At 27.4% G+C, this 24,936-nt stretch carries 24 protein-coding genes and 1 tRNA gene; 4 read left to right on the top strand and 21 right to left on the bottom strand.

What is annotated here, in order from left to right; all coding sequences use genetic code 11:
- Positions 1-83: 83 nt before the first annotated feature.
- Positions 84-158: transfer RNA gene (locus D9T19_RS00005), tRNA-Gln, on the bottom strand.
- A 118-nt stretch (positions 159-276) separates the two neighbouring features.
- On the opposite strand from D9T19_RS00005, the gene D9T19_RS00010 reads away from it, so the two are divergent.
- On the top strand, positions 277-1,308 hold the full coding sequence (locus D9T19_RS00010; RefSeq protein ID WP_121626645.1) for a bifunctional 3,4-dihydroxy-2-butanone 4-phosphate synthase/GTP cyclohydrolase II: 1,032 nt from the start codon (positions 277-279) through the stop codon (positions 1,306-1,308).
- 111 nt (positions 1,309-1,419) lie between these two features.
- Here D9T19_RS00010 and pckA read toward each other — a convergent pair whose 3' ends face one another.
- Genes pckA through D9T19_RS00030 form a run of 4 tightly spaced genes read right to left on the bottom strand, consistent with a single transcriptional unit; the run spans position 1,420 to position 6,435 of the window.
- Positions 1,420-3,000 (bottom strand): phosphoenolpyruvate carboxykinase (ATP), encoded by a 1,581-nt coding sequence (pckA, locus tag D9T19_RS00015; RefSeq protein ID WP_121626150.1) that lies wholly within the window; start codon positions 2,998-3,000, stop codon positions 1,420-1,422.
- A gap of 27 nt (positions 3,001-3,027) precedes the next feature.
- Positions 3,028-4,353 carry a sodium ion-translocating decarboxylase subunit beta gene (locus D9T19_RS00020; protein ID WP_121626646.1) on the bottom strand — a complete coding sequence of 442 codons (1,326 nt, stop codon included), beginning with the start codon at positions 4,351-4,353 and terminating at the stop codon, positions 3,028-3,030.
- Positions 4,354-4,372: 19 nt separating this feature from the next.
- Complete coding sequence (locus D9T19_RS00025) at positions 4,373-6,187, bottom strand: biotin/lipoyl-containing protein (RefSeq protein ID WP_121626151.1); 1,815 nt, start codon at positions 6,185-6,187, stop codon at positions 4,373-4,375.
- A 5-nt stretch (positions 6,188-6,192) separates the two neighbouring features.
- Positions 6,193-6,435, bottom strand: coding sequence for an OadG family protein (locus D9T19_RS00030; protein WP_121626152.1), 243 nt, complete (start codon positions 6,433-6,435; stop codon positions 6,193-6,195).
- Positions 6,436-6,754: 319 nt separating this feature from the next.
- Between D9T19_RS00030 and D9T19_RS00035 the strand changes: the two genes are divergently transcribed.
- A complete protein-coding gene (locus D9T19_RS00035; protein WP_121626153.1) occupies positions 6,755-7,411 on the top strand; it encodes a S24 family peptidase in 657 nt (218 codons plus the stop codon).
- 15 nt (positions 7,412-7,426) lie between these two features.
- Here D9T19_RS00035 and D9T19_RS00040 read toward each other — a convergent pair whose 3' ends face one another.
- Genes D9T19_RS00040 through mobB form a run of 5 tightly spaced genes read right to left on the bottom strand, consistent with a single transcriptional unit; the run spans position 7,427 to position 11,940 of the window.
- The gene (locus tag D9T19_RS00040) at positions 7,427-8,416 is read right to left on the bottom strand and encodes a UDP-N-acetylmuramoyl-tripeptide--D-alanyl-D-alanine ligase (RefSeq protein WP_121626154.1); all 990 of its coding nucleotides are present in this window, start codon (positions 8,414-8,416) and stop codon (positions 7,427-7,429) included.
- A complete protein-coding gene (metG, locus tag D9T19_RS00045) occupies positions 8,416-10,371 on the bottom strand; it encodes a methionine--tRNA ligase (RefSeq protein WP_121626155.1) in 1,956 nt (651 codons plus the stop codon). Before metG ends, D9T19_RS00040 begins: the two co-directional genes overlap by 1 nt.
- A gap of 27 nt (positions 10,372-10,398) precedes the next feature.
- A complete protein-coding gene (locus D9T19_RS00050) occupies positions 10,399-10,605 on the bottom strand; it encodes a hypothetical protein (RefSeq protein ID WP_121626647.1) in 207 nt (68 codons plus the stop codon).
- A complete protein-coding gene (locus D9T19_RS00055; RefSeq protein ID WP_121626156.1) occupies positions 10,598-11,440 on the bottom strand; it encodes a class 1 fructose-bisphosphatase in 843 nt (280 codons plus the stop codon). The genes D9T19_RS00050 and D9T19_RS00055 overlap by 8 nt, the downstream gene beginning before the upstream one ends.
- A 2-nt stretch (positions 11,441-11,442) precedes the next feature.
- Positions 11,443-11,940 (bottom strand): molybdopterin-guanine dinucleotide biosynthesis protein B, encoded by a 498-nt coding sequence (gene mobB / locus D9T19_RS00060; protein WP_121626157.1) that lies wholly within the window; start codon positions 11,938-11,940, stop codon positions 11,443-11,445.
- Positions 11,941-12,007: 67 nt separating this feature from the next.
- Here mobB and D9T19_RS00065 point away from each other — a divergent pair, with 67 nt between their 5' ends.
- A complete protein-coding gene (locus D9T19_RS00065) occupies positions 12,008-12,487 on the top strand; it encodes a hypothetical protein (protein ID WP_121626158.1) in 480 nt (159 codons plus the stop codon).
- Here the strand turns inward: D9T19_RS00065 and D9T19_RS00070 are convergent.
- The 6 genes from D9T19_RS00070 to bamA are packed head-to-tail and all read right to left on the bottom strand — an operon-like array spanning position 12,456 to position 20,239.
- On the bottom strand, positions 12,456-14,108 hold the full coding sequence (locus tag D9T19_RS00070; protein WP_121626159.1) for a lytic transglycosylase domain-containing protein: 1,653 nt from the start codon (positions 14,106-14,108) through the stop codon (positions 12,456-12,458). The genes D9T19_RS00065 and D9T19_RS00070 overlap by 32 nt on opposite strands.
- Positions 14,109-14,117: 9 nt before the next feature.
- A complete protein-coding gene (locus D9T19_RS00075; protein WP_121626160.1) occupies positions 14,118-14,390 on the bottom strand; it encodes a YggT family protein in 273 nt (90 codons plus the stop codon).
- Positions 14,387-15,628, bottom strand: a complete 1,242-nt coding sequence (gene gltX / locus D9T19_RS00080; RefSeq protein WP_121626161.1) for a glutamate--tRNA ligase — start codon at positions 15,626-15,628, stop codon at positions 14,387-14,389. The genes D9T19_RS00075 and gltX overlap by 4 nt, the downstream gene beginning before the upstream one ends.
- Position 15,629: 1 nt before the next feature.
- Positions 15,630-16,922, bottom strand: a complete 1,293-nt coding sequence (locus tag D9T19_RS00085; protein ID WP_228197927.1) for a M16 family metallopeptidase — start codon at positions 16,920-16,922, stop codon at positions 15,630-15,632.
- Between the two features lie 6 nt (positions 16,923-16,928).
- A complete protein-coding gene (locus D9T19_RS00090; protein ID WP_121626162.1) occupies positions 16,929-17,999 on the bottom strand; it encodes a dehypoxanthine futalosine cyclase in 1,071 nt (356 codons plus the stop codon).
- On the bottom strand, positions 17,999-20,239 hold the full coding sequence (gene bamA, locus D9T19_RS00095) for an outer membrane protein assembly factor BamA (RefSeq protein WP_228197928.1): 2,241 nt from the start codon (positions 20,237-20,239) through the stop codon (positions 17,999-18,001). Before bamA ends, D9T19_RS00090 begins: the two co-directional genes overlap by 1 nt.
- Positions 20,240-20,341: 102 nt before the next feature.
- Between bamA and D9T19_RS00100 the strand changes: the two genes are divergently transcribed.
- A complete protein-coding gene (locus D9T19_RS00100; RefSeq protein ID WP_162984510.1) occupies positions 20,342-21,172 on the top strand; it encodes a prephenate dehydrogenase in 831 nt (276 codons plus the stop codon).
- Positions 21,173-21,183: 11 nt separating this feature from the next.
- Here D9T19_RS00100 and folP read toward each other — a convergent pair whose 3' ends face one another.
- From folP to D9T19_RS00125, 5 genes are read right to left on the bottom strand one after another with little or no spacing between them, the layout of a single operon-like run.
- A complete protein-coding gene (gene folP / locus D9T19_RS00105; RefSeq protein WP_121626165.1) occupies positions 21,184-21,984 on the bottom strand; it encodes a dihydropteroate synthase in 801 nt (266 codons plus the stop codon).
- 17 nt (positions 21,985-22,001) lie between these two features.
- Complete coding sequence (locus D9T19_RS00110) at positions 22,002-22,637, bottom strand: DNA polymerase III subunit delta' (protein WP_228197929.1); 636 nt, start codon at positions 22,635-22,637, stop codon at positions 22,002-22,004.
- A 3-nt stretch (positions 22,638-22,640) separates the two neighbouring features.
- Complete coding sequence (locus D9T19_RS00115) at positions 22,641-23,192, bottom strand: HobA family DNA replication regulator (RefSeq protein WP_121626166.1); 552 nt, start codon at positions 23,190-23,192, stop codon at positions 22,641-22,643.
- Positions 23,193-23,194: 2 nt separating this feature from the next.
- Positions 23,195-24,406, bottom strand: a complete 1,212-nt coding sequence (locus tag D9T19_RS00120) for an aspartate kinase (protein WP_121626167.1) — start codon at positions 24,404-24,406, stop codon at positions 23,195-23,197.
- Between the two features lie 17 nt (positions 24,407-24,423).
- Entirely contained in the window at positions 24,424-24,918 is a 495-nt protein-coding gene (locus tag D9T19_RS00125; RefSeq protein ID WP_121626168.1) for an RNA pyrophosphohydrolase, read from the bottom strand.
- Between the last annotated feature and the right edge of the window lie 18 nt (positions 24,919-24,936).

Below are 24,936 nucleotides of genomic sequence, written 5' to 3' on the forward strand. Positions count from 1 at the left end.
CTGGATTTGAACCAGCGACCTACGGGTTATGAGCCCGTCGAGCTACCGTGCTGCTCTATTCCGCGATAATTAAAATACTTAAGTGGATGGGGTAGAAGGATTCGAACCTTCGAATGCTAGCACCAAAAGCTAGTGCCTTACCACTTGGCGATACCCCAATGTTTTTAAGTGACGAAATTATAGTAAAAAAGTATATACTTGTCAAGTAGTTTTAGATTAAATTTTAATATTTTTGATATAATATTGAAAAACAAATATTATATAAAAAGAAGAAAAATGAATGCAATACAAAGAGTGAAAGAAGCTATTTTAGAAATTCAAAAAGGTAATATGGTTATTATGCTTGATGATGAAGATAGAGAAAATGAAGGTGACCTTGTTTATGCAGCAGCGTTAAGCACTCCACAAAAAGTAAATTTTATGGCAACAAATGCAAAAGGTTTAATTTGTGTATCAGTTACAAAAGAGACTGCAAATAAATTAGAACTTAATCCAATGGTTAAAGCGAATACATCGTCATATGAAACAGCATTTACTGTTTCTGTTGATGCTGTTGATGCATTAACTGGAATTAGTGCAGGGGAAAGAGATGATACTATTAAAATTTTAGCAAATCCCATTTCAAATGCTGCACAACTTGTACGACCAGGACATATATTCCCTTTAATTGCAAAGGATGGTGGAGTACTAGTAAGAACAGGGCATACAGAAGGAAGTGTAGATTTATGTAAGTTAGCTGGACTTAATGGTGAAGCAGTTATTTGTGAGATCATGAAAGAAGATGGAACAATGGCTAGACGTGATGATTTAGATATTTTTGCAAATAAACATAATATGAAACAAATTTATATTTCTGATTTAGTTGAATATAGATTATCACATGAAAAATTAGTAGAAGAAGTTTCAAATGAGAATACATTATTTTTTGGAACTACTACACTAAAGAAAGAATTTAAAGATCATTTAGGAAATATTCATACAGCTATATTATTTGGTGAGACAAATGAAATAACACATGTTAAATTTCATACTGTAATCCCTGATTTAGATCTCTTCTTAAATGATGAGAAATTAAATTCAATGCTTAAAACAATAAATTTTTTACAATCAAAAGGTGGAATTTTAATTTTTCTAAGTAATGATGCAACATCAAAAGAATCTCAAAAAGATTTTGGAATAGGGGCACAAATATTAAATACACTTAATATTAAACAAATTAAATTAATGACAAGCGGTGGAAAACATTCATTTGTTGGTTTAAATGGATTTGGACTAGAAATAATTGAAGAAATTCAAATAGAGTGTTAATAAATTAACTTATTGTTACAATTTTTATTAGATTTAATAGAAGTTATTTATATAAAAAAAGGAGTGAATTAATTCACTCCTTTTTTTTATAAGATATATTAAAAATATATCTTATAAAATTGGTCCTGCAGCAGTGAAATCATATTCACTTTCCAAAGTTAAATATTTTTTAAAGTTTTCAATATACATTGAAGCTAATCTACTTTTTGTTTCATCATATTCTGCTTTATTAGCCCAAGTATTTCTAGGATTTAAAACCTTAGTTTCAACACCATTTAGCGTTTTTGGAATTTTTAAATTAAAAGTTGATAAAGTTTCAAACTCTGAATCATTAATAGATCCATCTAAAATTGCATTAATACAAGCTCTAGTATTTTTAATAGTCATTCTTGTTCCAACACCATAAGCACCACCTGTCCATCCTGTATTAACAAGAAAAACATTTACATTATGTCTATCAATTTTTTGACCTAATAATTCTGCGTAAACAGTAGGATTTAATGGTAAAAAAGCTTCTCCAAAACAAGATGAGAATGTTGCAACTGGTTCAGTAATACCTCTTTCTGTTCCGGCAACTTTAGCAGTATATCCACTTAAAAAGTAATACATAGCTTGTTGTTTATCAAGTTTTGCAACTGGAGGTAAAACTCCAAATGCATCAGCACATAAGAATATAATATTAGTAGGGTGTCCACCCATCATATCTGGTGTATGATTTACTATATGATTTAAAGGATAAGAAACTCTTGTATTTTCAGTTTTTGAAGCATTTGAATAATCAACAACACCATTTTCATCAGCAACAACATTTTCTAAAATTGCACCTTTTTTTATAGCATTAAAAATTTCAGGTTCAGAACTTTCATCAAGATTAATTACTTTTGCGTAACATCCCCCTTCAAAGTTAAACACACCATGATCATCCCAACCATGCTCATCATCACCAATTAAAGCTCTTTTAGGATCAGTAGAAAGTGTAGTTTTACCAGTTCCTGATAAACCAAAGAATAAAGCAGTATCACCATCTTCTCCAATATTAGCAGAACAATGCATTGCCAACTTACCTTCTAAAGGAAGCCAATAATTCATCATTGAGAAAACACCTTTTTTCATCTCACCAGCATACCAAGTTCCACCAATAATTGCTACATTATCTTCTACATTAAATACAACAAATACTTCTGAATGTAAATTATGACTAGCATATGCCATATCAACAGTTTTACAAGAATTATAAATTGTAAAGTCTGGAACAAAATTATCTATTTCCTCTTGTGTTTCAGGCATAATAAACATATTCTGAATAAAATGAGCCTGCCATGCAACTTCAGTAATAAATCTAACAGATTTTCTTGAATCTAATGATGCACCACAATACACATCTGTAACATATAAATCTTTGTTACTTAATTGTTTTTTTGAAGTAACTAATAATTCTTCATAAACTTCTTTAGATACTTTATGATTTATATCACCCCATGCAATATATTTATTTGATGGATCTTGATTAACAAAAAACTTATCTTTAGGACTTCTACCTGTAAATATACCAGTATCAATCATTAATGCACCAGATGAAGATACTTTTGCACCTTCATTTTCAACTGCATGTTCTATTAATGTATCCACATCAAGATTTCTTCTAACCATTCCCACATTTTCTAAACCTAAAGAGTCTTTAATTTCAGACATAATTTAATTCTTCCTACTAATTAATTTTTATTTAAATATTGATAAAAGTACACCCGCTGCAACGGCTGACCCAATTACCCCAGCAACATTAGGACCCATCGCATGCATTAATAAAATGTTCGATGAATCATATTGTTGACCTTCTTTACTTACAACCCTTGCTGCCATTGGTACAGCTGATACTCCAGCTGCTCCAATTAAAGGATTGATCTGATTGTCTTTTGAACTTAATAAGTTCATAACTTTTGCCATTAAAACACCCATAGCAGTACCTGCTGCAAATGCTAATAATCCTATTGCCATAATACCCATAGTCTCTACAACTAAGAATTGTTCTGAAGCAAGTTTTGATCCTACTCCTAATCCTAAGAATATTGTTACAATATTTATTAAAGCATTTTGCATTGTATCAGAAAGTCTATCAACAACACCTGATTCTTTAGCAAAATTTCCAAAACAAAGTGCACCAATAAGTGGAGAGGCATCTGGCAAGATTAATAATGTTAAAGTTAAAACAACAAGAGGAAAGACCATTTTTTCTAATTTTGAAACTTTTCTTGTTGATTTCATTCTTATTTTTCGTTCAGCATCATTTGTAAACAATCTCATAATAGGAGGTTGAATAACTGGAACTAAAGCCATATAAGAATAAGCGGCAACTGCAATTGCACCAAGTAATTCAGGTGCCAAAGCAGATGCAATAAATATTGAAGTTGGACCATCAGCCCCTCCAATAATTGAAATTGCAGCTGCTTGTTGTAATGTAAAATCAATTCCTGGTGCATATTGAGAAAGAACAACCGCTCCAACTAATGAACCAAAAATACCAAATTGTGCTGCACCACCTAGTAATGCTGTTTTTGGATTTGCTAATAATGGACCAAAATCTGTCATAGCCCCAACACCCATAAATATAAGTAATGGGAAGAACTCATTTGCAATACCCATATTATAAATAATTCCAAGCATTCCATGGTCACCTGCTATATTTGCGATTGGAATATTTGCTAAAATTCCACCAAATCCAATTGGAATTAGTAGTAATGGTTCAAAACCTTTTTTAATTGCAAGATAAAATAGTAAAAAACAAATAAGAATCATGATAACTCTACCGCTACTTTGTGCGAAGATACTCATATCATTACCGTGCGAATCTTTTACACCTTCTTTAGGACTAAGAATTGCACTTAATCCTGTAGTTTGATAAAAAGACCCAATAAGTTGTGTCATACTTTTTGATTGATATTCTTCACTTTGAGTATCAGCATCAACTACTGTAGTCGTTGATGCTGATGCACTAAAAGAGAAGAAACTCATTAAAAGGAAAATAGAAATAAATAAACTTTTTTTCATTATTACTCCAATAAAACTATTAACCAATAATGGCTAAAGTTTGTCCTTCTTCAACAGCATCATTTGCTGCAACTAAAATTTTAGTAATAGTACCAGCCTCAGGTGCATTAATATCAATTTCCATTTTCATAGCTTCTAAAATCATAATTTGTTGATCTTTTTCAACTTTATCACCTTCTTTTACAAGAATTTTCCATACGGCACCATTTACAACTGCAGGTACTTCTACTCCTTCACCATTTGAACTAACTGGAGCTGAAGCTGTATTAGAATTTGAAGTAACTGGAGTTACTTGTATATCAGCATTACCTTCTGCAATTGACACATTAAACTTTTGACCATCTACAACTACTGTATAATTTCCATTTGCATTACTCATATTCTTATTTTCTCCTAAATTACAATCTTTATCATTTTCACAAGCTGAATCATTTTTTCTAATATTTAATGGTGATTCACCTTTTAAGAAGGCAATACCTTTTTCATCACAAGCTGCTGCAATAAATATGTTTTCTTCACTTGCTTCAATACCTTCTATTTCTAATCTTTGTTTCCAAACAGATATTTTTTTCTTTTCATCTCTATCTGCAATATCTAAAGGATTTTCTTTAGTTGGTTCCATTTTTAATTTTTCTGCTGCTAATGCAACAATTTTTTCATCTGGAGCAACTGGAGTTTTACCAAAATATCCAAGTACCATTTTCCCATAACCTGGTGCTATTTGTTTCCATGGTCCAAACATTACATTTGCATATGCTTGTTGCCAATAGAATTGTGAAACAGGAGTTACAGATGTACCATAACCACCTTTTTCAACAACTTCTCTCATAGCTTTAATTACTTCTGGAAATTTATGTAAAGTTCCATTATCTCTCATCATTTGAGTATTAGCAGTTAAAGCTCCACCTGGCATTGGTGAAAATGGAATTAAAGGAGAAACTTGCGTTGCTTCTGGTGGGATAAAGTAGTCTTTTAATTGGTGACCTAAAACTTCTTGATATTTAAGAATTTTTTCAATTTCTAAACCACCAAGATCATAGTTTTTACCTTTTACAGCATGTAACATAGTTAAAATATCTGGTTGAGAAGTTCCACCTGAAACTGGACTTGCTGCTAAATCAATACCATCTGCACCTGCATCTAAAGCAGCTAAATAACAAGCAACTGATACACCAGCTGTTTCATGTGTATGTAATCTAATATGAGTATCATTTCCAACTAGTTTTCTAGCCATCTGAATAGTTTCATATACTTTTTGAGGAGATGAAGTTCCTGATGCATCTTTAAAACAAAGAGAATCATAAGGAAGTCCACTATCTAAAATTTGTCTTAGTGTTTTTTCATAGAAAGCAACATCATGTGCACCCGTACATCCTGGAGGTAAATCCATAAGAGTAACAACAACTTCATGATTTACCCCATACTTCTTAATACATTCAGCTGAGTACTCTAAATTTTGAACATCATTTAGAGCATCAAAATTTCTTATTGTTGAAGTACCATGTTTTGCGAACATTTTTGCATGTAAGTCTATTAGTTCTCTAGAACCTGTATCTAACATTACTGTATTGATACCACGAGCTAGTGTTTGTAAGTTTGCATCTGGACCAACAATTTCTCTGAATTTATCCATCATTTCAAATGCATTTTCTTGTAAGTAGAAAAATAAAGATTGGAACCTAGCTCCACCACCAAACTCAAAATGAGTTATACCCGCATCTTTCGCAGCTTCTACAGCTGGGAAAAAGTCATTCATTAAAACTCTACCTCCAAAGACAGATTGAAATCCATCTCTAAATGTAGTATCCATAACATCTATATACTTTTTCGACATTAAAATTAACCTTTTAGATTTTTATGATGTTGAACAGCTGCAACTATAGCAGCCACCTTCGCAGCTTCATTAGATGAAGCAGTTGCGGGAGGCCTTTTAATTGCTTCTATTTTCTTTTCGGGAAAATATTTTGTTAATAATGCCGCCTGAGCTTTAAGCACAAAAATCATAATAACTAAAAATGAGAATACAACACCCATCCCTAATAACATAAATTTAAATGCTTCCGTAACTAAGTTTATTTCCATAACAGTCTCCGTGGTTACCACAATGTGATTATTAGTGTAATAGTATATTAAAGTAGCTTTATTAACATTTATACTTATCCTTGTTTTTTATTAAATTTATAAATTTGTTTTATTTATAATACTTTCTTAAAAAAGCTAAAAAATAAAGTTCAATTATTATGAAAAAATTTATTGCGTTATTTTAAAGTTTCATTATTTTTATAATCATTTTGTTCTTTTTTTTATTAAATATTACATTTTATTAAATATTTTAGATAAATACTTGATTTATATTTCATAATGTAATATAATTGTGTAAAGACTATGTAAAGGATTAAAAATGCTTATTGTAAGCGAAATAATTGATAAGTTAAAAGATATATTAAGTGCTGATGGAGTAAATGGGAAAATCTTTGATAAAGATGTTGCAAATTCATTAGAATTATCTCAGGCAAATTTTGCAACTATGAAAAATAGAGGGAAGATTCCTTATTCAAATATCTTAAATTTTTGTGCAAAAAAGAAAATTTCTATCAATTGGTTACTTTATAATCAAAATCCAGGTTCTCTTGTAGATAGTACAGATAAATACTGGATTAAGTATTTTCCAGAAATAAGTGTTAGTGCAGGAGGAGGGGCATATGAGAATAATGATGACTTTGAATCACTAGAAGTTCCAACATATTTTGTCAATAGTTTAGGTGGTAAAGAAAACCTTAAAAATATTGATGCAATTAATGTAGTAGGGGATTCAATGGAACCTACATTAAACGATAATAATATTATATTTTTAGATAAATCAAAAAATGATTGTTCAAGAGATGGTATATACGCTTTTACAACAGTACATGGATTATTTGTAAAAAGAATACAGAAAAGAGTTGATGGAAAATTAGACATTATTTCGGATAATAAGGACTATCCTTCACAGGTGTTAAGTAATAAAGATATTAAAATTATGGGCAAAGTTATAAGCTCTTTTGGATCAGTGTATTAATATTAAGATTTAAAATTAGAAAAGAGATAATTCTTTTTCTTTTTTTAATAGAATTTGTTGTATATCTTCAAACTTAAAACCGCTTATATATAAGGCATTAAAAGATTGGTTTTCTATAACATTTTTTATTTTATTTATATCTTTTACAATAATTTGCTCAACAGAAATATTTTTTATATAAGTTGAAGTGATATAAACTGTTTTTGCATAAGAGAACTTATCTTTTAAATAATTAATCTCTTTATTAATTAAAGAAGGCTCATTTTGAACTATAATAAACTTATTACTTTTCCCAAATTCAATAATAGTTAAATTTTTATCTAAAAAGATTGGTTTAAAGAAATTAAAATTCTTTAATTTGGAATCATCGAATTCATTAAGACTAAGAAAATTATAAACTCTTATAAAATCTTCTATATAAATACTTGGTATTTTTATTCTTTGAAAATAAGTATCTTTATAAGTAAAAGAAACTTCAAAAATAGAATGTTCAATTAAATTAGTTATACTAAAATTTTCTTTTTCAAAATTAGTATTATTAGGATAAAGTTTATTTAATAAATCAATATCTTTTGAAATGATTATTGAATTTCCATCTATTTCATCAATTGTTGATATAAATTTACCTAAATCTTTTGAAATTAGTTTTACTTTTTTCTCATTAGAAGAAAAAACTGTAAGCAATTCATAACTTATATCATTACAGAAATAAGCTTTTAGATTAAAGTTGGCTAATTTATATCTAATAAGTTTTATAATAATAGTATTAATATCATCTACTTTTATCCAAGCAATTTCATTATCTATTATAGGATAAATACTTTTTGTAATAATAGCAAAAGCACCTTTTTGTACAGCTATTTGAATATCATCCAAATTATTAGCTATAAAAAGATCACCTTCTTTTACTTTATTTACATCAGTTTTAAAAGAGTATATAAAAGATATTGATGGGGAATTTAAAAGTTTCCCATCAATAATATCTATAATAGAATTTATTTTCACTAACTTATTTTTGTACCTATTTTTTTAGGTGCTTCTGGTCTAATTAAAGATAAACCATTTTCATCCTTTGCAGCCATTAACATACCTTCACTAATCATACCCATTAGTTTTGCAGGTTTTAAGTTAGCAACTACACAAGCTTGTGTTCCTATTAAATCTTGAGCAGAATAAAACTCTTTGATTCCTGCTAAAATTTGTCTATTTCTACCTTCACCTAAGTCTACTTGTAATTTTAAAAGTTTTTTAGATTTTGGAACTTCTTCTGCATCTACAATTGTTCCAATTTTTAAAGTTGTTTCAAAAAATTTATCTATTGTAATTAGATTATCATCTTCTTCAATAGCTTCATCTTTTTTTGAAGATTCTTTTTCCGCAACTGCTTTTTCTACAATAGCTGGTTTAGCTTGTTCTAAAAGAATATCTTCAATTCTTGGGAATAATTGCTCAACTTTTGTAATAGTTGTACCAGGAATTAGTTCTTTATTTTTAATTAATCTAACATAAGTAGCATTGTCAATTGTTATTCCAAGAGATGTTGCAATTTTGTCAATTTTTTCTGGCATAACAGAGTCTAAAAGAAGAGAAACTCTTGCCATAATATTAGTAATTAAAGCAACTAAAGCCATTGCTTCATCAGTTCTACCTTCTTTCATTTTAGCCCAAGGTTCATAATCACCAATTGCTTTATTTGCAATTGTTAATACTTTCCAAATATCTTCTAAATATCTATTTAATTGCATTTTATATAAATATTCTTCAATATTTTCTAAAATGCTTTCTACTTCATCTAATTCTTTTTGGTGATATTTCTTTACATCTTTAGAAGTGATTTTAAAATCAAAATATTTCCCACTCATTCCCGAAATTCTATTTAATAAGTTTCCTAAGTCATTTCCTAAATCTGAATTAATTCTATCCATTAATGCTTTTTGAGAAAAATCACCATCTTGACCAAAAGGAACTTCTCTGAGCATAAAGTATCTAAATGCATCCAATCCATAAGCATCAGCAACTTTTTTAGGGTCTACTACATTTCCTTTTGATTTTGACATTTTTTCACCATCTCTTGTCCACCAACCATGTGCTGCAATATGTTTTGGTAAAGGTAAGTCTAAAGACATTAAAAAAGCAGGCCAATAAATAGCATGGAATCTTAAAATATCTTTTCCTACTAAATGAATTGAAGCTGGCCAATGAGACATCTCTTTTTCATCTGTTCCATAACCAAGAGCTGTAATATAGTTCATTAAAGCATCTAACCAAACATACATAACATGTTTTGGTTCATTCATAGATTCAGGAAGCTTAATTCCCCAATCAAAAGATGTTCTAGAGATTGATAAATCTCTTAATCCACCTTTTACAAAATTAATAATCTCATTTTTCTTAGATCTAGGTAGAATACAATCTTCATTTTCTTCATACCATTTTAATAATCTATCTTCATAAGCAGATAATTTGAAAAAGAAACTTTCTTCTTTTACAATATTAGTAGGTCTTCCACAATCAGGACAAAATTGTTCATCAACTAATTGTTTTTCTGTAAAAAATGTCTCACATGATACACAATAATAACCTTCATATTCACCTTTGTAAATATCACCTTTATCATACATCTTTAAAAAGGCATGTTGAACACCAATTTTATGTTGTTCATCTGTTGTTCTAATAAATTTATCATAAGAAATGTCAAAATCATCCCATAAAGTTCTAAATTTACCTGATACTTCATCTGCATACTCTTTTGGAGTTTTACCTCTTGACTCTGCACTTTGTGCAATTTTTTGACCATGTTCATCTGTTCCTGTAAGGAAAAATGTATTTGCACCAGTTAATCTAGAATATCTAGCTAACATATCAGCTATTATTGTCGTATAGGCATGGCCTATGTGTGCTATATCATTCACATAATATATAGGTGTAGTTATATAAACATTTTTACAAGATTCTTCCATTATTTACCTTTTTTATAAATTATAATATTAAAATTCAAACCCACCGTTAGAGCCTTTATTCATAGAGGCATAAACAGCAAGTACATATTTATTTCTTAAATCACAGTCAAAAAACTTATCACAAGGATTACATGATTCTAAGGATTCATTTTTTTGACATTCTTTTAACTCAAGTAATTTCTGATCAAGCTTTATTTGCCATTCATCAATTACTATATCTGTATTATTATCCATTCTTTTTATAAACTTCAAGAACTCTATTTATTTCAGTATTTGAGCCAAAGAAACAAGGAGTTGTATCATGAATATGAGTAGTCTCCACTTCTAAAGCTCTTTTATATCCATCAACTGCTTGACCATTTGCTTTTTCATAAACATATGCAAATGGAAATACTTCAAATAATTGTCTTAATTTACCTTTAGGTCTATCTGTAGTACCTGGATAAGAGAATAATCCACCACCTTTTAATAAAATTTGATGTAAATCAGGAACCATTCCTCCTGAGTATCTTAATCTATAACCATCATTAAAAATATCATCAATTAATTTTTTATGAAATGGAGCCCAACAATTTTGTGTAGAACCAGGGGCATTTAATTTACCTTTCTCATCTAAAACAATTTTTTGAATAAATTCAAATTTACCTTTTAAAAGTCTATACATTTTAACATCATCAATAGCAACTACCATTTCTACACGAGGTCCAAATACCACATATACAGATGCAATAATATTTTTTGCATTAAATTCGTTTTTATAAATTCCATAAATAGAACCAACTGATAAATTTACATCCACCAATGAAGAACCATCTAAAGGATCATAAGCTATTAAATATTCACCATTTTCATGTAAAGGAACAATATTTTCTTGCTCTTCACTTACAATTGCTTTAATACTTGGAATTGTTTTAAAGATATCTTCAATAATAATATCACTTGCAATATCAAGTTTTAATTGAGTATCACCCGTTGAATTTTCTTGTTCACTTTTACTTGTATCACCTGTCTCAATTAACTCTTTAATCTTAATACTAGCTTTTTCTATAGCTTTAATTATATCTTGCATTTTTATACTCTTTTTGCGTTTTTATCAATCCAGATAATTATATCTTCTGGAGAGTTTAAATTTAATTTATCAATTGATGATGGAATATCATCATTATTTATTGTTTCATCACATGCAATTGCATGTGTGAATTTTAAATACGTTTTGTCTATGCTATTTCTAAAAATAGAAATTCTTGGTAAATCTAATGTTTTTAAGCCTTCAACTAACAAGTAATCAAAGTCATTAAATAAATAAATTAACTCTTCTATTGAAGAAGTTTCTTTTTTCATTAATGTAGTTTTATTTGGAGATACAACAGCAACATCTGCACCTGTCTCTCCAAATTTATATGAATCTTTTCCCACTCTGTCAAACATAGCTTTATCTTTTGGATCGTGTTTTATGATACAAACTTTAAAGCCACTATCTTGTAAAATATTTGATATTTTAACAATTGCTGTAGTTTTGCCACTATTTGATGGTCCAGAAAAGGCAACTGCCAATCTTTTTGTTTTCATAAAATGGATTTTATCTAAATGATGGTTAAAGTATTGTAAAATATTGGCTTTAAAGCTCGGAGAAGATATGTACAAAACTTTATTTTTATCAATATTATCAACAATATTTATTGGATGTTCATCAACAACTGCATTGAAACATTTTAAGAAAAACGAAATTGAAGCAAAAGCTATGCAATATACAAAAAAAGCGGATGTAATAATAAATGAGGAACAAAAAGTCCTTTTATGGGCTACTTATCTAAATAATATAGATATAAAAGAGTTTCAATCTGATTATGAAACATTTATTACTTCTTTATATTTTATTAATTCAGATACACAAGATATAAAAGAGAATGGATATTCTTTTTATTTGAATACAAAAAAACCTATATCTATTGAAGAAATTTCTTATGAAAACAAAATGTATAAAGATATTTTATCTAAGAATACTTGGGGAAAATATTATTTAGTGAAATTTAAAAAGAATAAAAAGAGTGATAAACTAATTTTAACTTTATCTAATACGAATGCTAATTTTGCAAAATTAACGTTTGAAAAATAGAAGATAAAGTTAATTTATTCTTTTTATTTAAATGATTATTATATATATAATAATTAGTTAAAACTTTTTTACCATACTTTCTAGTTTCTGCATAAGAAATTTGTTCCATACTCATAAATGGTTCAAATCTATTTTTTTCTTTAAATAGACCACGTTTAAATTGTGTTCTTGTATAACCAGCACCACCATTATATGCGTAAGCAATAAATAAAGGATTATTATTAAATTGTTTACTTAATGAATCAAGATGTTTATTTGCATATCTTAAATTTACTTCAGGTAAAAACTGCTCATATATATTATATGGTTCTTTTAATTGTTTTGCTAATGATTTAGATAAAAATGGCATTATTTGCATAACACCTTGAGCCGTAGCAAAAGAGACTGCTGATGGGATAAAACGACTTTCTTGTCTACCAATTGAATACATTAATACTTGTCTATTAATATCATACTTTTTCATTATATTTTTATAAGGTTCAATAAAATATTGTTTTTTATATCTTGAGTATCTTTCTAAGACAAATGCATAATGAGGTAAAGTAGAGTTATCAGTAAATAAATTAGAATATTTCTCCAATTTATTTTCATCAAGATTTTTTCTTGTATCTTCTACAACTTTAATCCATTCAAATTGATCTAAAGTATTAAATGCACTTTTTGTATTTGGAATATCAATATTATAATAAATATTATTGATTGAAACTTCTAATAATTCTTTTGCATATAAAGAATATATATTATTATCCCAACTCTTTGATACTTCATATAAAAAAGATTTATTTTGAGTTAATAAATAAATCCAGAAAAGTGTTCTATCTTTTGATGATTGGAAATAAGCCTTTTTATAAGCTTTTTCCAAATAATTTAATGCGACATCATCTTTTTTATATTTAATTGCATTTAATGCTAATGAAAAAAGTGTTTGATGTGTAATATTTTTATTATCTTTTACATTAAATAATGATTTTTGGATATTATTTAGTTTATCTATATGAATTGCATATAAAACAAATCTATTAAAATCCTTATCCATTGAGATTTCATCAATAAAACTATCAGGAAGAGCATAGTCTATAAAGTTTTCACGAAAATCTCTTCTTGTATTAAAAAATAATCTATAGAACCTATTTGTATTTGCATTAAGTAAAGATTCAAAAGGATTTTCTGAAGCAATAACTTTAAGGTCATTTCTTAAAGTAGGGTAGGGTTTAATCTTTTCAATTGCAATATTTAAATCTTCTTTTGAGATTTTAGTTGCATCAAAAATACTTAAACCTAAGGCAATACATCTAGAGCTTTCTTTTAAAAGTTCTTTGCTCCTTGCTCTATAACATTTTAAATCTTCATCAGGAATCTTAGAAGAAAACTTTTTAAAAGCTTTCTTAACTCTACCATTTTTAGATTTGGACATTTCGTATGCTATTTGAGCATCTTTAGGATTTGTATTATTTTGTTTTAAATATTGAATAATAAAAAAATCTTTTGCATAAGATTTTGGTTTATCTTCAAGCCAATCTAAACTTACTTTAAAATCTTTATCTGTAATATTTATTATTTCATTATTAGCGTGAGTATTTATCACAAGTACACATAATAATGAGGCTATTGTTTTCTTCAAAAGCCTACTCTAAAAGAATAAATTTTTTAAAAATATTTCTATGAACATTAAAGCAAAAATCAATATAACTGGAGCTAGATCCATCCCACCAAATACTGTAGGAATAAATTTTCTAAGAAGTGCATAAGCAGGTTCTGTTAATCTATATAACATTTGTACAATAGGATTATTAGGATCTGGATTTACCCAAGTTAATAAAGCAGATATAATAATAACCCATTTATATAAAGATATAATAGTTAAAACTACTGTTAATACTGATGTTGTAAAAGCATCTATCATTTTATGATTTCTCCTAAATAGTTTTTAATTAAAGGGTAAATTTTAGATAAATCAGGAGCATTTAAAGAACCTGTTAAAATATATTTTAATGGCTTAACTAAAGCATCACCTTTTAATTGTGTTTCTTTTATAATGTACTTTTTTAATTCATCAAAATTATCATAAAAAGGTGCATTTTGTAAGCACTCTTTTATTTTTAAAATTTCTTCTTCTAAACCTTTAGATGTAGTTTTGGCTGTAAAAATAGTATTAATTTTATTTTTTAATTCTTTTATAGTAGAAACTTCTTCTAAATAAATTTTTCCTAATTTCCCAATATCTAAATCTGCAAATCCTAATATTTTTGATAATCTCATATCATCAATAAGTTCTAAATGCTTTTTATTAATAGATTTTAATTTTTCAATATCAAATTTTACTTCTGTTTTAGAAATATTTTCAATCTTAAACCATTTAATAGCTTCTTCTAATGTAAATATTTCTTTTGGTGTAACATTACCTAATGATACTAAATAATTAGCAATTGCACTAGGAAGAAAACCTTCATCTATTAGTAATTTAAGTGAATTATCTGAAGCATTTGAAATACTTGGTAAATGAGCATATTTTATCTCTTTTGTATAACCCAATGCATTTCTAATATGTATTTGCTTAGCAGTATCAGATAAATGTTTTATATCTCTAATAACAAGTGAAATATCCATTAACATATCATCAATTGCACAAGCATAATTATATGTTGGTGTTTTATCATGTTTTAAAATAATAAAAGAATCAACATCTAAAACACTTGCAGTAAAGTCATCATTAATCATATCTGTAAATATAATATTTTGATTTGGCTTTTTAATTCTTACTGTAAAAGGTGCATTTACTTCTAAAACTGTTTCATCAGATAATGTTTCACAAAAACCATCATAATTTTTTAATTCTTTAAGTTTTTCATCACCACAAAAACATGAAAATGCTTTTTTTTGTGTTAATAACTGCATAGCTATTTTTTGATGATATTTTAAAGAATCACTTTGATGAACAGCTCTAGAATAATCAATAGAAAATAAAGCTAAAAATTCAAGAATTTCTTTATCTTTTCCATCAATATTTTTATCTTTATCATAATCTTCAATTCTAATTGTTAAATCTTCATTTAATTGCTTAGATATAATATAATTAAAAATGGCAATTCGTAAATCACCTATATCCATATTTCTTGTAGGACTTGGCGCAAATCTCAACAAATTATTTCCTTACTATTGCAAATGTTAAATTATTAATCTCTTTATGAGATTGAATAAATTTATTTAAATCTTCTAATTTTAGATTTTCGATTAACTTTAACTCTTGATTGGGATAATCTTGATCTAATCCTCTATAAAATAATGTAAAAGCTTTATTTAATCTTTGAGATAAAACTTCATTTCTTAAAGGTTCACTCCCTGTTAAGAAATTCCTTGCTGCTTTTAATTCATTTTGAGTAACACCTTTTTTAACAAAATCTTCAATAATTTGTGTTACTAAAGTTTGTGCTTCTTTTGCACTCTCATTTTTTGTTTGTAAATATCCACTAAAAAAAGTATGAGATTTATTGATTGATACAGAACCATAAGCGCTATAAGCTAAACCTCTTTTTACTCTGATTTCTTCCATAAGTCTTGAACCAAAACCAGAACCACCTAAAATAAATGATGCTACTTTTGCCATATATCTATTTTCATCTGATGCTGTAATATTATAAGAACTTCCAAAATAAATATAAGCTTGTTCTGTTTCTTTTATTAAAGTCTCTTCTTGTTTTTTTGATACAAACTTAACTTCTTCTAATTTTCTTTTTGTTCCAGTTTTTAAAGCTTCTAAAACAGGAGTAATTAATGTTTTAAATTCTTCATAATCAAAATCTCCACCTGCTACAATAATTAGATTATTTAAGTTTACTGTATCATTGATAAAGGTCTTTATGTCTTTTAAATTAATTTTTTCAATTGATTCAATTGTCCCAGAACTCGGGTTTTGTAAAGAAGTTCCTTTAAATAACTCTGCTTTTAATAAATTTTTAGCTGTATAGTCAAAATCATTCTCTTTTCTTTTTAAAGCACCGATTTTTAGTGTTTTGATTTTATCTAAAGTATCTTCTGTATAATTTGGTGATTTAATTAATTTTGTTAATAAATCTATAGATTTAGAAGATACATCTTTTAAGTTAGATAATTCTATTACAAATGTTTCAAAACCATTTGATGCCTGTAGTGAAATTGCATTTTCTTCTAATTTTTGTGCAAATGCAGTTGAACCTAACTTTTTAGTTCCTTCATTTAATAACTGTGAAGAAAGACTTGCTAGTCCACTTTTATTTTTATCTTGAATATATCCAGAATTTTGAAAAACTAATTGTAAGTTAAGAATTGGTAAACTTTTTTGTTCTTCAAAAATCACTGGAATTTTAATTCCATTTGTTTCAATATGCTTTATAGTAGCACTCATTAAACTTCCTTGTAAAATTACTAATGCAAATAAATATTTTTTAAATTTTTTCATAAAGGATTAATACCTTTCTAATATCTCATAAGCTGTATTTCTTTTTGCAGGATTTTCACCTATGTCTTTAATCAGCCTAATCATTTCTTCTTGATTCATTCTATTAGAAGCTCCTGCTGCTTTAACAACATTTTCTTCCATCATAGTACTTCCTAAGTCATTAGCTCCAAAATTTAAAGCTAATTGACCAATATATGAGCCTTGTGTAACCCATGAACTTTGCATATTTTTAAAATTATCTAAATAAAGCCGTGAAACTGCTAATAATCTTAAATATCTATTAGAAGATTGAGGTTTAATGTCTGGTATTTCTTCTAAAAGTTTAGTATTTGCACCTTGGAATGACCACATAATAAAGGCTCTAAATCCACCTGTTTTATCTTGTAAATCTCTTAATAGTTCCCAATGCTCAATAATTTCTTCATCAGTTTCAACTGTTCCAAACATCATTGTAGCAGTAGTTTTCATACCAATTGAGTGTGCAAGAGCATGAACATTAATCCAATCTTTACTATCCATTTTAGAAGGAGCAATAATATCTCTTACTCTATCACTTAAAATCTCAGCCCCAGCTCCAGGAATTGAACTTAAACCTTTAACTTGTAATCTCTTTAAAACTTCTAAAATAGTTATTTTTGATACTTTTGCAATATATTTTATTTCAATTGCAGAAAAACCATGAATAGTAATATCAGGATATTTAGTATGAATATGTTCAACTAATTCTTCATAATAATCTATTTTTAATTTTGGATGAACTCCACCTTGAAATAAGATTTGTGTTCCACCAATTTCAATTAGTTCATCAATTTTTTGATCAATTTCATCAAATTTTAATACATATGCTTCATCATCCCGACCATGACGATAAAATGCACAAAATTTACAATCAACCCAACATACATTAGTATAATTAATATTTCTATCAACAATAAAAGATGTAGTTTTATCAGGATGAAGTTCAAGTTTTCTTTTACTTGCTAATTCACCTAACTCTAATAGTGGTGCATTTTGTATTAAATCTAATGCCTCTTCATTTGTTATTCTTCTATTTAATATATCCATTTTTTTAACCATTAAAAACTACTCCCTAGTGAGAATTCAAATGTAGATGTATCATCAGTTGTTTCAGCATCTAAAGGTTTAGCAAAAATTAATTGCAATGGTCCCATAGGAGAAATCCATTCTAATACAGCACCAGTACTTGATCTTTGAATTTCACTAAAACTATCTTCTCCAATCATACCATAGTCATAAAATAAAGCCCATCTCATTTTTGCATTTGGAATTAAAGGGAAACTCATTTCAAGAGAGTTTGCCCATAAGTTTTTATATGGTTTTGTAACTTCACCATCTTCATTTGCAGGGAAAGAATAAGATTTAAATCCTCTTAAAGTTTTTGGACCACCAAGATATAATGAATCCCCTTGATTAATTTCTCCATTATCGATTAGAATACTAACTTTAGTTTTAAATCTAAAAATCCAATCTAATTCAGCATAATCATTTAAATTATTGAAATATTTAAAATAAGTAGTTGATTTTAAATACTTAGAATCACCACCAATACCTGCATATTGTAAAGAAGTACCAGCTTTTACACCTTCTCTTGGTAATTGATAATTATCTGTATTATCATAATTTATATAAGGTGTAATAGAACTAGAAATATAATCCTTATCCACATAAGGGTTTGTGATAGTAGAAATATCATCATATGTATAATCTTCATCTATAAAATCAAGTTTATATCTTAATCCACCACGTAAATCTCTTATTATTTCTCTACCAACTCCAACAGAGAAACCCTTTGTATTTTTATCTAAATCATATACTGTTCTATTTATTTCACTCTCAGTATTATGAATTTCTACATCTCCACTAAACTTACTATCATCAATAGCAGGATTATTTAAACTTAAAGAAAATGCACTCCTTGTAGCAGATAAATCAGCACTAATTCCGACACTTAATCCAGAACCAAAAATATTAGAATCACTTACTGAACCATTAATCATTAATTTATCATAAGAACCATATCCACCACCGATAGTTAAGGAACCAGTTGATCCTTCAACAACATCAATTAAAATATCAATCTTATCTTCTGATACTCTTTTTTGTTCAACCTTAACATTATCAAAATATTTAGATCTACCTAATTTTGATTTAGTATCATTTAAATCAGTTTCATTATATAAATCTCCAGGAGCTAAATAAACATCACGTCTAATAACTCTATCTAATGTTCTAGAATTACCAGAAATTCTTACATCATTTACATAAACCTTTTTACCTGGGATTACATTATATACAACATTAACTTTTGAATTTTTTTCATCTTTTTGTATATCAAATTTAACTTGTGCAAAAGCATAACCTTTATTTGCAACTTGTGTTTTAATATAAGCTTGATCTCTTCTTAATTTTTTTATGTTAAATGTATTTCCAATTATCAAATCTAACTCAGGGTAAATATCTTTTGGATCAACAATAGATGAGTCTAAAAATATTTTTATATCATTTGTAGTGTATTTTTTTCCTTCTTTTATAAAAAAGTCTAAGTTTGCTTGATTTGAAGCAAAATCTATATTTAAGAATGGTTCTTTAACTTGTGCATCTAAGAAACCTTTTTCAAAATATAATTCATTAATTCTTCTTGCATCATATTTTAGTTGATCAATATTAACTTCACCATCATTTTGACCAAACCACCATGATGCAAACTCTTTTTCTTTATTTGAAGTTACATTATCAAAATCACTTTGATCTAAATTATCAGATCCATAATAATTCGCTTTTTTGATAATAATTTCATCACCTTTGTTTACATAAAAAGTAAGTTTTAATGAATGCTCATTTAATTTTTCTACTTCTGTTTCAACAACAGAATTAATATATCCATCATTTTCAAGTAAATCTAATAAAATCTTTTTTGCATCTTTTACTCTTTTTTCAGTATACATAGAACCTTTTTTAAGTTTAATCATCGTTTTTAATGATTCTATATCTTCAGCTCTAGTTTTATAACCTTGAATGTCTACGTTAGCTATTGATGGCTTTTCTTTAAAGTTCAATTGCAATTTACCATTATTATTAACAGCAACTATATCATCAAAATAACCAAATTTATAAAACTCTTTTATTGCATTATTAATTTTGTCATTATTAAATTCATCACCAACTTTTATACCTAGTGTTTCATTTATTATTTTTTTAGATATCTTATTTAAATTATTATATTCTATAGATTGTATTGTATCTGCGCATAGTACTGTTGCACATGCTAAAGAAAATAGGATTACTTTATTTTTCACGACTTTCCTTGATTTCATAATTAGGCATAAATATATCTAAATTCACTTTATATAAATATTAAGATATAATCACAAAATTAAATTATGAAAAAAGGTGTAACGTTGAATATAGGAATAGTTGGTTTAGGACTTATGGGAGGTTCTCTTGCAAAAGCAGTTAAAAAATATGGTATTGCTAAAAAAATATATGGATATGCAAGAAGTGAAAAATCTAAAAAAGAGATTTTAGAACTAAATTTAGTGGATGAATTAGTAGATATAAAAAGATTAAAAGAAGAGTGTGATTTAATTGTTCTAGCAATTCCTGTTGATACTATTATTTCGATATTACCAGAATTTTTAGATATTAAAGATTCAACTACAATTATGGATTTAGGCTCAACAAAAGAGTTCATAGTAAAAAATATCCCAAAAGAGATAAGAAAAAATTTTATCGCTGCACATCCTATGACAGGTACAGAAAAATCAGGTCCAAAAGCATCTATGGATAATTTGTATGAAGGCAAAACTGTTGTTTTATGTGATTTAGAAGAAAATACAGAACTTCATAAAAATAGGGCTATCAAAATATTTCAAGATATTGGAATGAGAATTGTTTTTATGAATTCACATATTCATGATGTACACGCTTGCTATATGTCACATTTACCACATGCTATTTCTTATTCTTTAGCAAATACAGTAATGAATCATGAAGATCCAAAATCAATAATCGCATTAGCTGCTGGTGGATTTAAAGATATGAGTAGAATTGCCAAGTCAAGTCCTGATATGTGGACAGATATTTTTAAACAAAATAGAGAGAATTTACTAAAAGGTATAGACTTATTTGAAGTTCATATGAAAAATGTTCGAGAAATGGTTGAAAATGAAGAATATGAGAAATTAGCAAAATGGATGAAAAAAGCTAATACTTTACATGAAATACTTTAGTATTTCATGTTTTAGATATTGTTAATTGCTTCTTGAACTTTAATTGCTTGATTATGTTCATAAACATCATGACATCTAATAATTGAAGCACCATTTCTAATTGATTCTAAATGAATTGCCAAAGTTCCTGCTAATCTATTCTCAATTGTAGAAGGACTAATCATATCTATCATAGATTTTCTACTAGCACCTATTAACAATTCATATCCAAAATGTTTAAAATAATCTAAATTCTTTAAAAGCATTAAATTATGTTCTAAATTTTTCCCAAAACCAATACCTACATCTAATACAATATCATTAATTCCAAATTTTTTTGCTTTTTTTATTTGTTTATCAAAAAAATTATCAATATCTAACACAATATCTTTATACAAAGGCTTTTCTTGCATATTTGAGGGATTGTTTTGCATATGCATTATTACTACTTGTGCATCATATTTAGAACAAACTTTACATACTTCATCATCTTGAAGACCTGTAATATCATTTACTATTTTAAAACCTTTATTTAAAACGTAATTGATAACTAAAGGAGAATAAGAATCAATAGAAAAATCAACTTTTTCAAAATATTTTTCATCATAAATTATGTCAACAATATTTTTTAATCGTTCTAATTCTATTTTTTCATCAACTGCAATACTTCCTGGTCTACTTGAAACTGCACCAATATCAATAATATTAGCACCATTTTCTATCATACTTTCTATTTTAGAAGAGGCTTCTTTACTATCAAATCTACTGCTTTTAAAAAAAGAGTCTTCATTTGCATTTAAAACACCCATTATTTTTATTTTATAATTTTTCATATATTAATTCTTATTTTTTAGTTTTGTTTGTTCGCTAAAGATAAAAGTAGAGTAGTTAGAATATTTATAGGTCTAGAATTTAAATCTAAAAGTTTTAAACTCTGTGAAAATAAATCTAATTGTTTTTTTGATAATTTTAATTTCTCTTTACTAACTTTTAATAAAATAGATTCAACTACATCTTTTGCATCATTTTTAGAAATTTTTTGATTTTCTTTTAGAAATAAATAAATATCTTTTAAATCAAGTTTCGATAGATTTAATGAAATTTCATTTTTAGGTGATGATGTTTTTAAATACTTAAAAGGAATTCTAGAGTAAATAGTAGGAAGTATTGAAGACTTAGAATTTGTAAGAATTATGAATACAACATTTCTTGGTGGCTCTTCTAAAACTTTCAACAAAGAGTTTTGAGCTTCATTTCTAAAAGTACTTCCACATAAAAAAATATATTTATTTTCATTTGAAGCGATATATGCTTCTTTTATTGCTTGAGTAGCTTGAATAAGTAAGAAATCATCTTTCTCTTCATTCTTAATTACTCTAATACTATGTGATGAATAAAAAGGTAATAAATCATTTAATGTTTGATTTATATCATTTACAATTAGAATTGTTGATTTATCAATCTTTTTATTAAGCATCTTTTTCATAATTTAATTCTCTACATTTATTTCAGCAAAAAGTGCAGAACTTACTGTTCTATTATATAGTCTAAACATTTGTAATAATTTCATATCCAAAGCCTCATCACTTGATCTTAAATTAAACGCATCTTGTTGTTCTTCATCAAAAAGCCATAGAAAAGAGTTTTTTGATACTTTTGGAATAACTGCACGTACATCCTGACTTCGTCCAATATACCAAAAACAATAACCATTTGGAAATGAAATATTTAACATATCTTTAATATTTGCAATATCATCATCAGATTTAATATTATCCATATATTTGTAAAAAGATTTAAAATCATAAAAAGGTAAGAAAGGTCTATTTAATTTAGGTGAATTTATATTTGTTAAAATATACTCTAAAAACCATTCCCTATCTCTATCTGTTAATACAATAACTGAAACACCTTTTTCTAATAAATTAACAATATTTTTAGAAACTAAAGGCGTCCATTCATATTTCTTTTCTTCTAGCCAAGGAGATATTAATCTATCTTCTCTAATTATATCAACTGTCCAGTTTAAAAATTCCTGCACAGTTATTTATCCAAGTGATAAGCTTCATGTAAAGATCTTACTGCCAATTCAGCATATTTTTCTTCAACAACCATCGATACTTTTATTTCAGAAGTAGAGATAATTCTAATATTAATATTTTCATTTGCAAGTGCAGTAAATGCTTTTGAAGCAACACCTGTATTAGATTTCATACCAACACCAACAATTGATACTTTACAAATATTCTCATTATAATCAATATTTTTAGATTGTTCTTTAAATTTTTCCATTACTTTTTGACACTCAATAAAATCTGTAGTCGGAATAGTAAAATCCAAATCAGTCGTTCCATCAAGTCCTCTTGTTTGAACTATCATATCAACATTAATATCTGCATCAGCTAATGATGAAAAAATCAATGCAGCAATGCCAGGCTTATCAGTAACGCCATACATTCCAACTCTAATTTGATTTCTATCTATTGCAATTCCACTTACAATTGGTTCTTCCATAATATTTTCTTCCTTTGTTATTAATGTACCTTCAACTTCTGGAGTAAAGCTACTTCTTGATACTAAATTTACGTTTAATTTTTTTGCCATTTCTACAGATCTATTTTGTAAAACCTTTGCTCCTAATGAAGCTAGTTCTAACATTTCATCATAAGAAATTTTTTCTAATTTTCTTGCTTTTGGTTCAATTCTAGGGTCTGTTGTATAAATACCATCAACATCAGTATATATTTCACAAATATCAGCTCCAATTGCTCCTGCAATTGCAACAGCAGATAAATCACTTCCACCACGTCCTAAAGTTGATACTCTATGAGTATTACTTGTTACACCTTGAAAACCAGCAACAATAATCATCTTACCATCAGCAATAGCATTTTTCATATTTGTTGTATCTATTTCTTCTATTCTAGCTTTTGTATGAGAATTATCTGTAATAATTCCAGCTTCTCTACCACTCATAGAAGTTGTTTTATAACCTTGTTCATTTAATGTAATTGATAATAAGGCAGATGTTACTCTTTCACCTGAACTTAATAATAGATCCATTTCAGCAGCATTTGGCTCAGCTGAAAAATTCTGTGCATATTCAATTAATTTATTTGTTTCGCCACTCATTGCAGAAACAACTGCAATTACGTCATGACCTTCATCTCTATTTTTTTTTATAATATTTGCCACATTTTGGATTCGCTCAAGTGTTCCTACACTTGTACCACCAAATTTAAGTACTTTTAACATATTAGTTTTTATCCTTTTTAAATATAACCTTCATTTTTAAAATATTTAAGAACTTGTTTATAAACTGTTCTTTTAAAGAAAGTTATATAATCATAAATATTTTTTGTTGGTACAAATTTATATTCACTAAATTCTGGAATTTCAGTGTTAATATTTATTTTTGCACCTTTTTTTAATTTTACTAAATAGTATTTCTGTATTTGCCCATCATAAGGTTGCATTTTCTTTGCAATTGCAGGAGGAAAGTCATAAGATACCCATTTAGGATATTCTGCAATAATTTCTACATTCCCTGTTCCTATTTCTTCTTCTAGTTCTCTATAAAGAGCTTCTTTAGCTGTTTCACCTTTATCAATTCCACCTTGTGGGAATTGCCAAGCATTATCAACATCTGTTCTTGAAGCAATAAATATTTCACACGTATGTGGGTATTTCGCTGATAGCACAATCGCTGCTACATTTGGTCTGTAATTTTTGGTATTATCTTTTGTGATTTCATTTTTATCAGTCATAAATATGTTTTCCCTTAT

It is taken from the genome of Poseidonibacter antarcticus (assembly GCF_003667345.1).
Lineage (GTDB): Bacteria > Campylobacterota > Campylobacteria > Campylobacterales > Arcobacteraceae > Poseidonibacter > Poseidonibacter antarcticus.

What these genes read in the sequence shown, in the direction of transcription:
- D9T19_RS00090 (WP_121626162.1), bottom strand. Translation starts at nt 17,999, where the DNA reads ATGGTTAAAAAAATGGATATATTAAATAGAAGAATAACAAATGAAGAG.
- D9T19_RS00025 (WP_121626151.1), bottom strand. Translation starts at nt 6,187, where the DNA reads ATGTCGAAAAAGTATATAGATGTTATGGATACTACATTTAGAGATGGA.
- D9T19_RS00085 (WP_228197927.1), bottom strand. Translation starts at nt 16,922, where the DNA reads ATGAAAAAATTTAAAAAATATTTATTTGCATTAGTAATTTTACAAGGA.
- D9T19_RS00120 (WP_121626167.1), bottom strand. Translation starts at nt 24,406, where the DNA reads ATGTTAAAAGTACTTAAATTTGGTGGTACAAGTGTAGGAACACTTGAG.
- pckA (WP_121626150.1), bottom strand. Translation starts at nt 3,000, where the DNA reads ATGTCTGAAATTAAAGACTCTTTAGGTTTAGAAAATGTGGGAATGGTT.
- D9T19_RS00075 (WP_121626160.1), bottom strand. Translation starts at nt 14,390, where the DNA reads ATGATAGATGCTTTTACAACATCAGTATTAACAGTAGTTTTAACTATT.
- D9T19_RS00110 (WP_228197929.1), bottom strand. Translation starts at nt 22,637, where the DNA reads ATGAAAAAGATGCTTAATAAAAAGATTGATAAATCAACAATTCTAATT.
- D9T19_RS00065 (WP_121626158.1), top strand. Translation starts at nt 12,008, where the DNA reads ATGTACAAAACTTTATTTTTATCAATATTATCAACAATATTTATTGGA.
- D9T19_RS00020 (WP_121626646.1), bottom strand. Translation starts at nt 4,353, where the DNA reads ATGAAAAAAAGTTTATTTATTTCTATTTTCCTTTTAATGAGTTTCTTC.
- D9T19_RS00125 (WP_121626168.1), bottom strand. Translation starts at nt 24,918, where the DNA reads ATGACTGATAAAAATGAAATCACAAAAGATAATACCAAAAATTACAGA.
- D9T19_RS00010 (WP_121626645.1), top strand. Translation starts at nt 277, where the DNA reads ATGAATGCAATACAAAGAGTGAAAGAAGCTATTTTAGAAATTCAAAAA.
- D9T19_RS00050 (WP_121626647.1), bottom strand. Translation starts at nt 10,605, where the DNA reads ATGGATAATAATACAGATATAGTAATTGATGAATGGCAAATAAAGCTT.
- folP (WP_121626165.1), bottom strand. Translation starts at nt 21,984, where the DNA reads ATGAAAAATTATAAAATAAAAATAATGGGTGTTTTAAATGCAAATGAA.
- D9T19_RS00055 (WP_121626156.1), bottom strand. Translation starts at nt 11,440, where the DNA reads ATGCAAGATATAATTAAAGCTATAGAAAAAGCTAGTATTAAGATTAAA.
- D9T19_RS00035 (WP_121626153.1), top strand. Translation starts at nt 6,755, where the DNA reads ATGCTTATTGTAAGCGAAATAATTGATAAGTTAAAAGATATATTAAGT.
- mobB (WP_121626157.1), bottom strand. Translation starts at nt 11,940, where the DNA reads ATGAAAACAAAAAGATTGGCAGTTGCCTTTTCTGGACCATCAAATAGT.
- metG (WP_121626155.1), bottom strand. Translation starts at nt 10,371, where the DNA reads ATGGAAGAATCTTGTAAAAATGTTTATATAACTACACCTATATATTAT.
- D9T19_RS00030 (WP_121626152.1), bottom strand. Translation starts at nt 6,435, where the DNA reads ATGGAAATAAACTTAGTTACGGAAGCATTTAAATTTATGTTATTAGGG.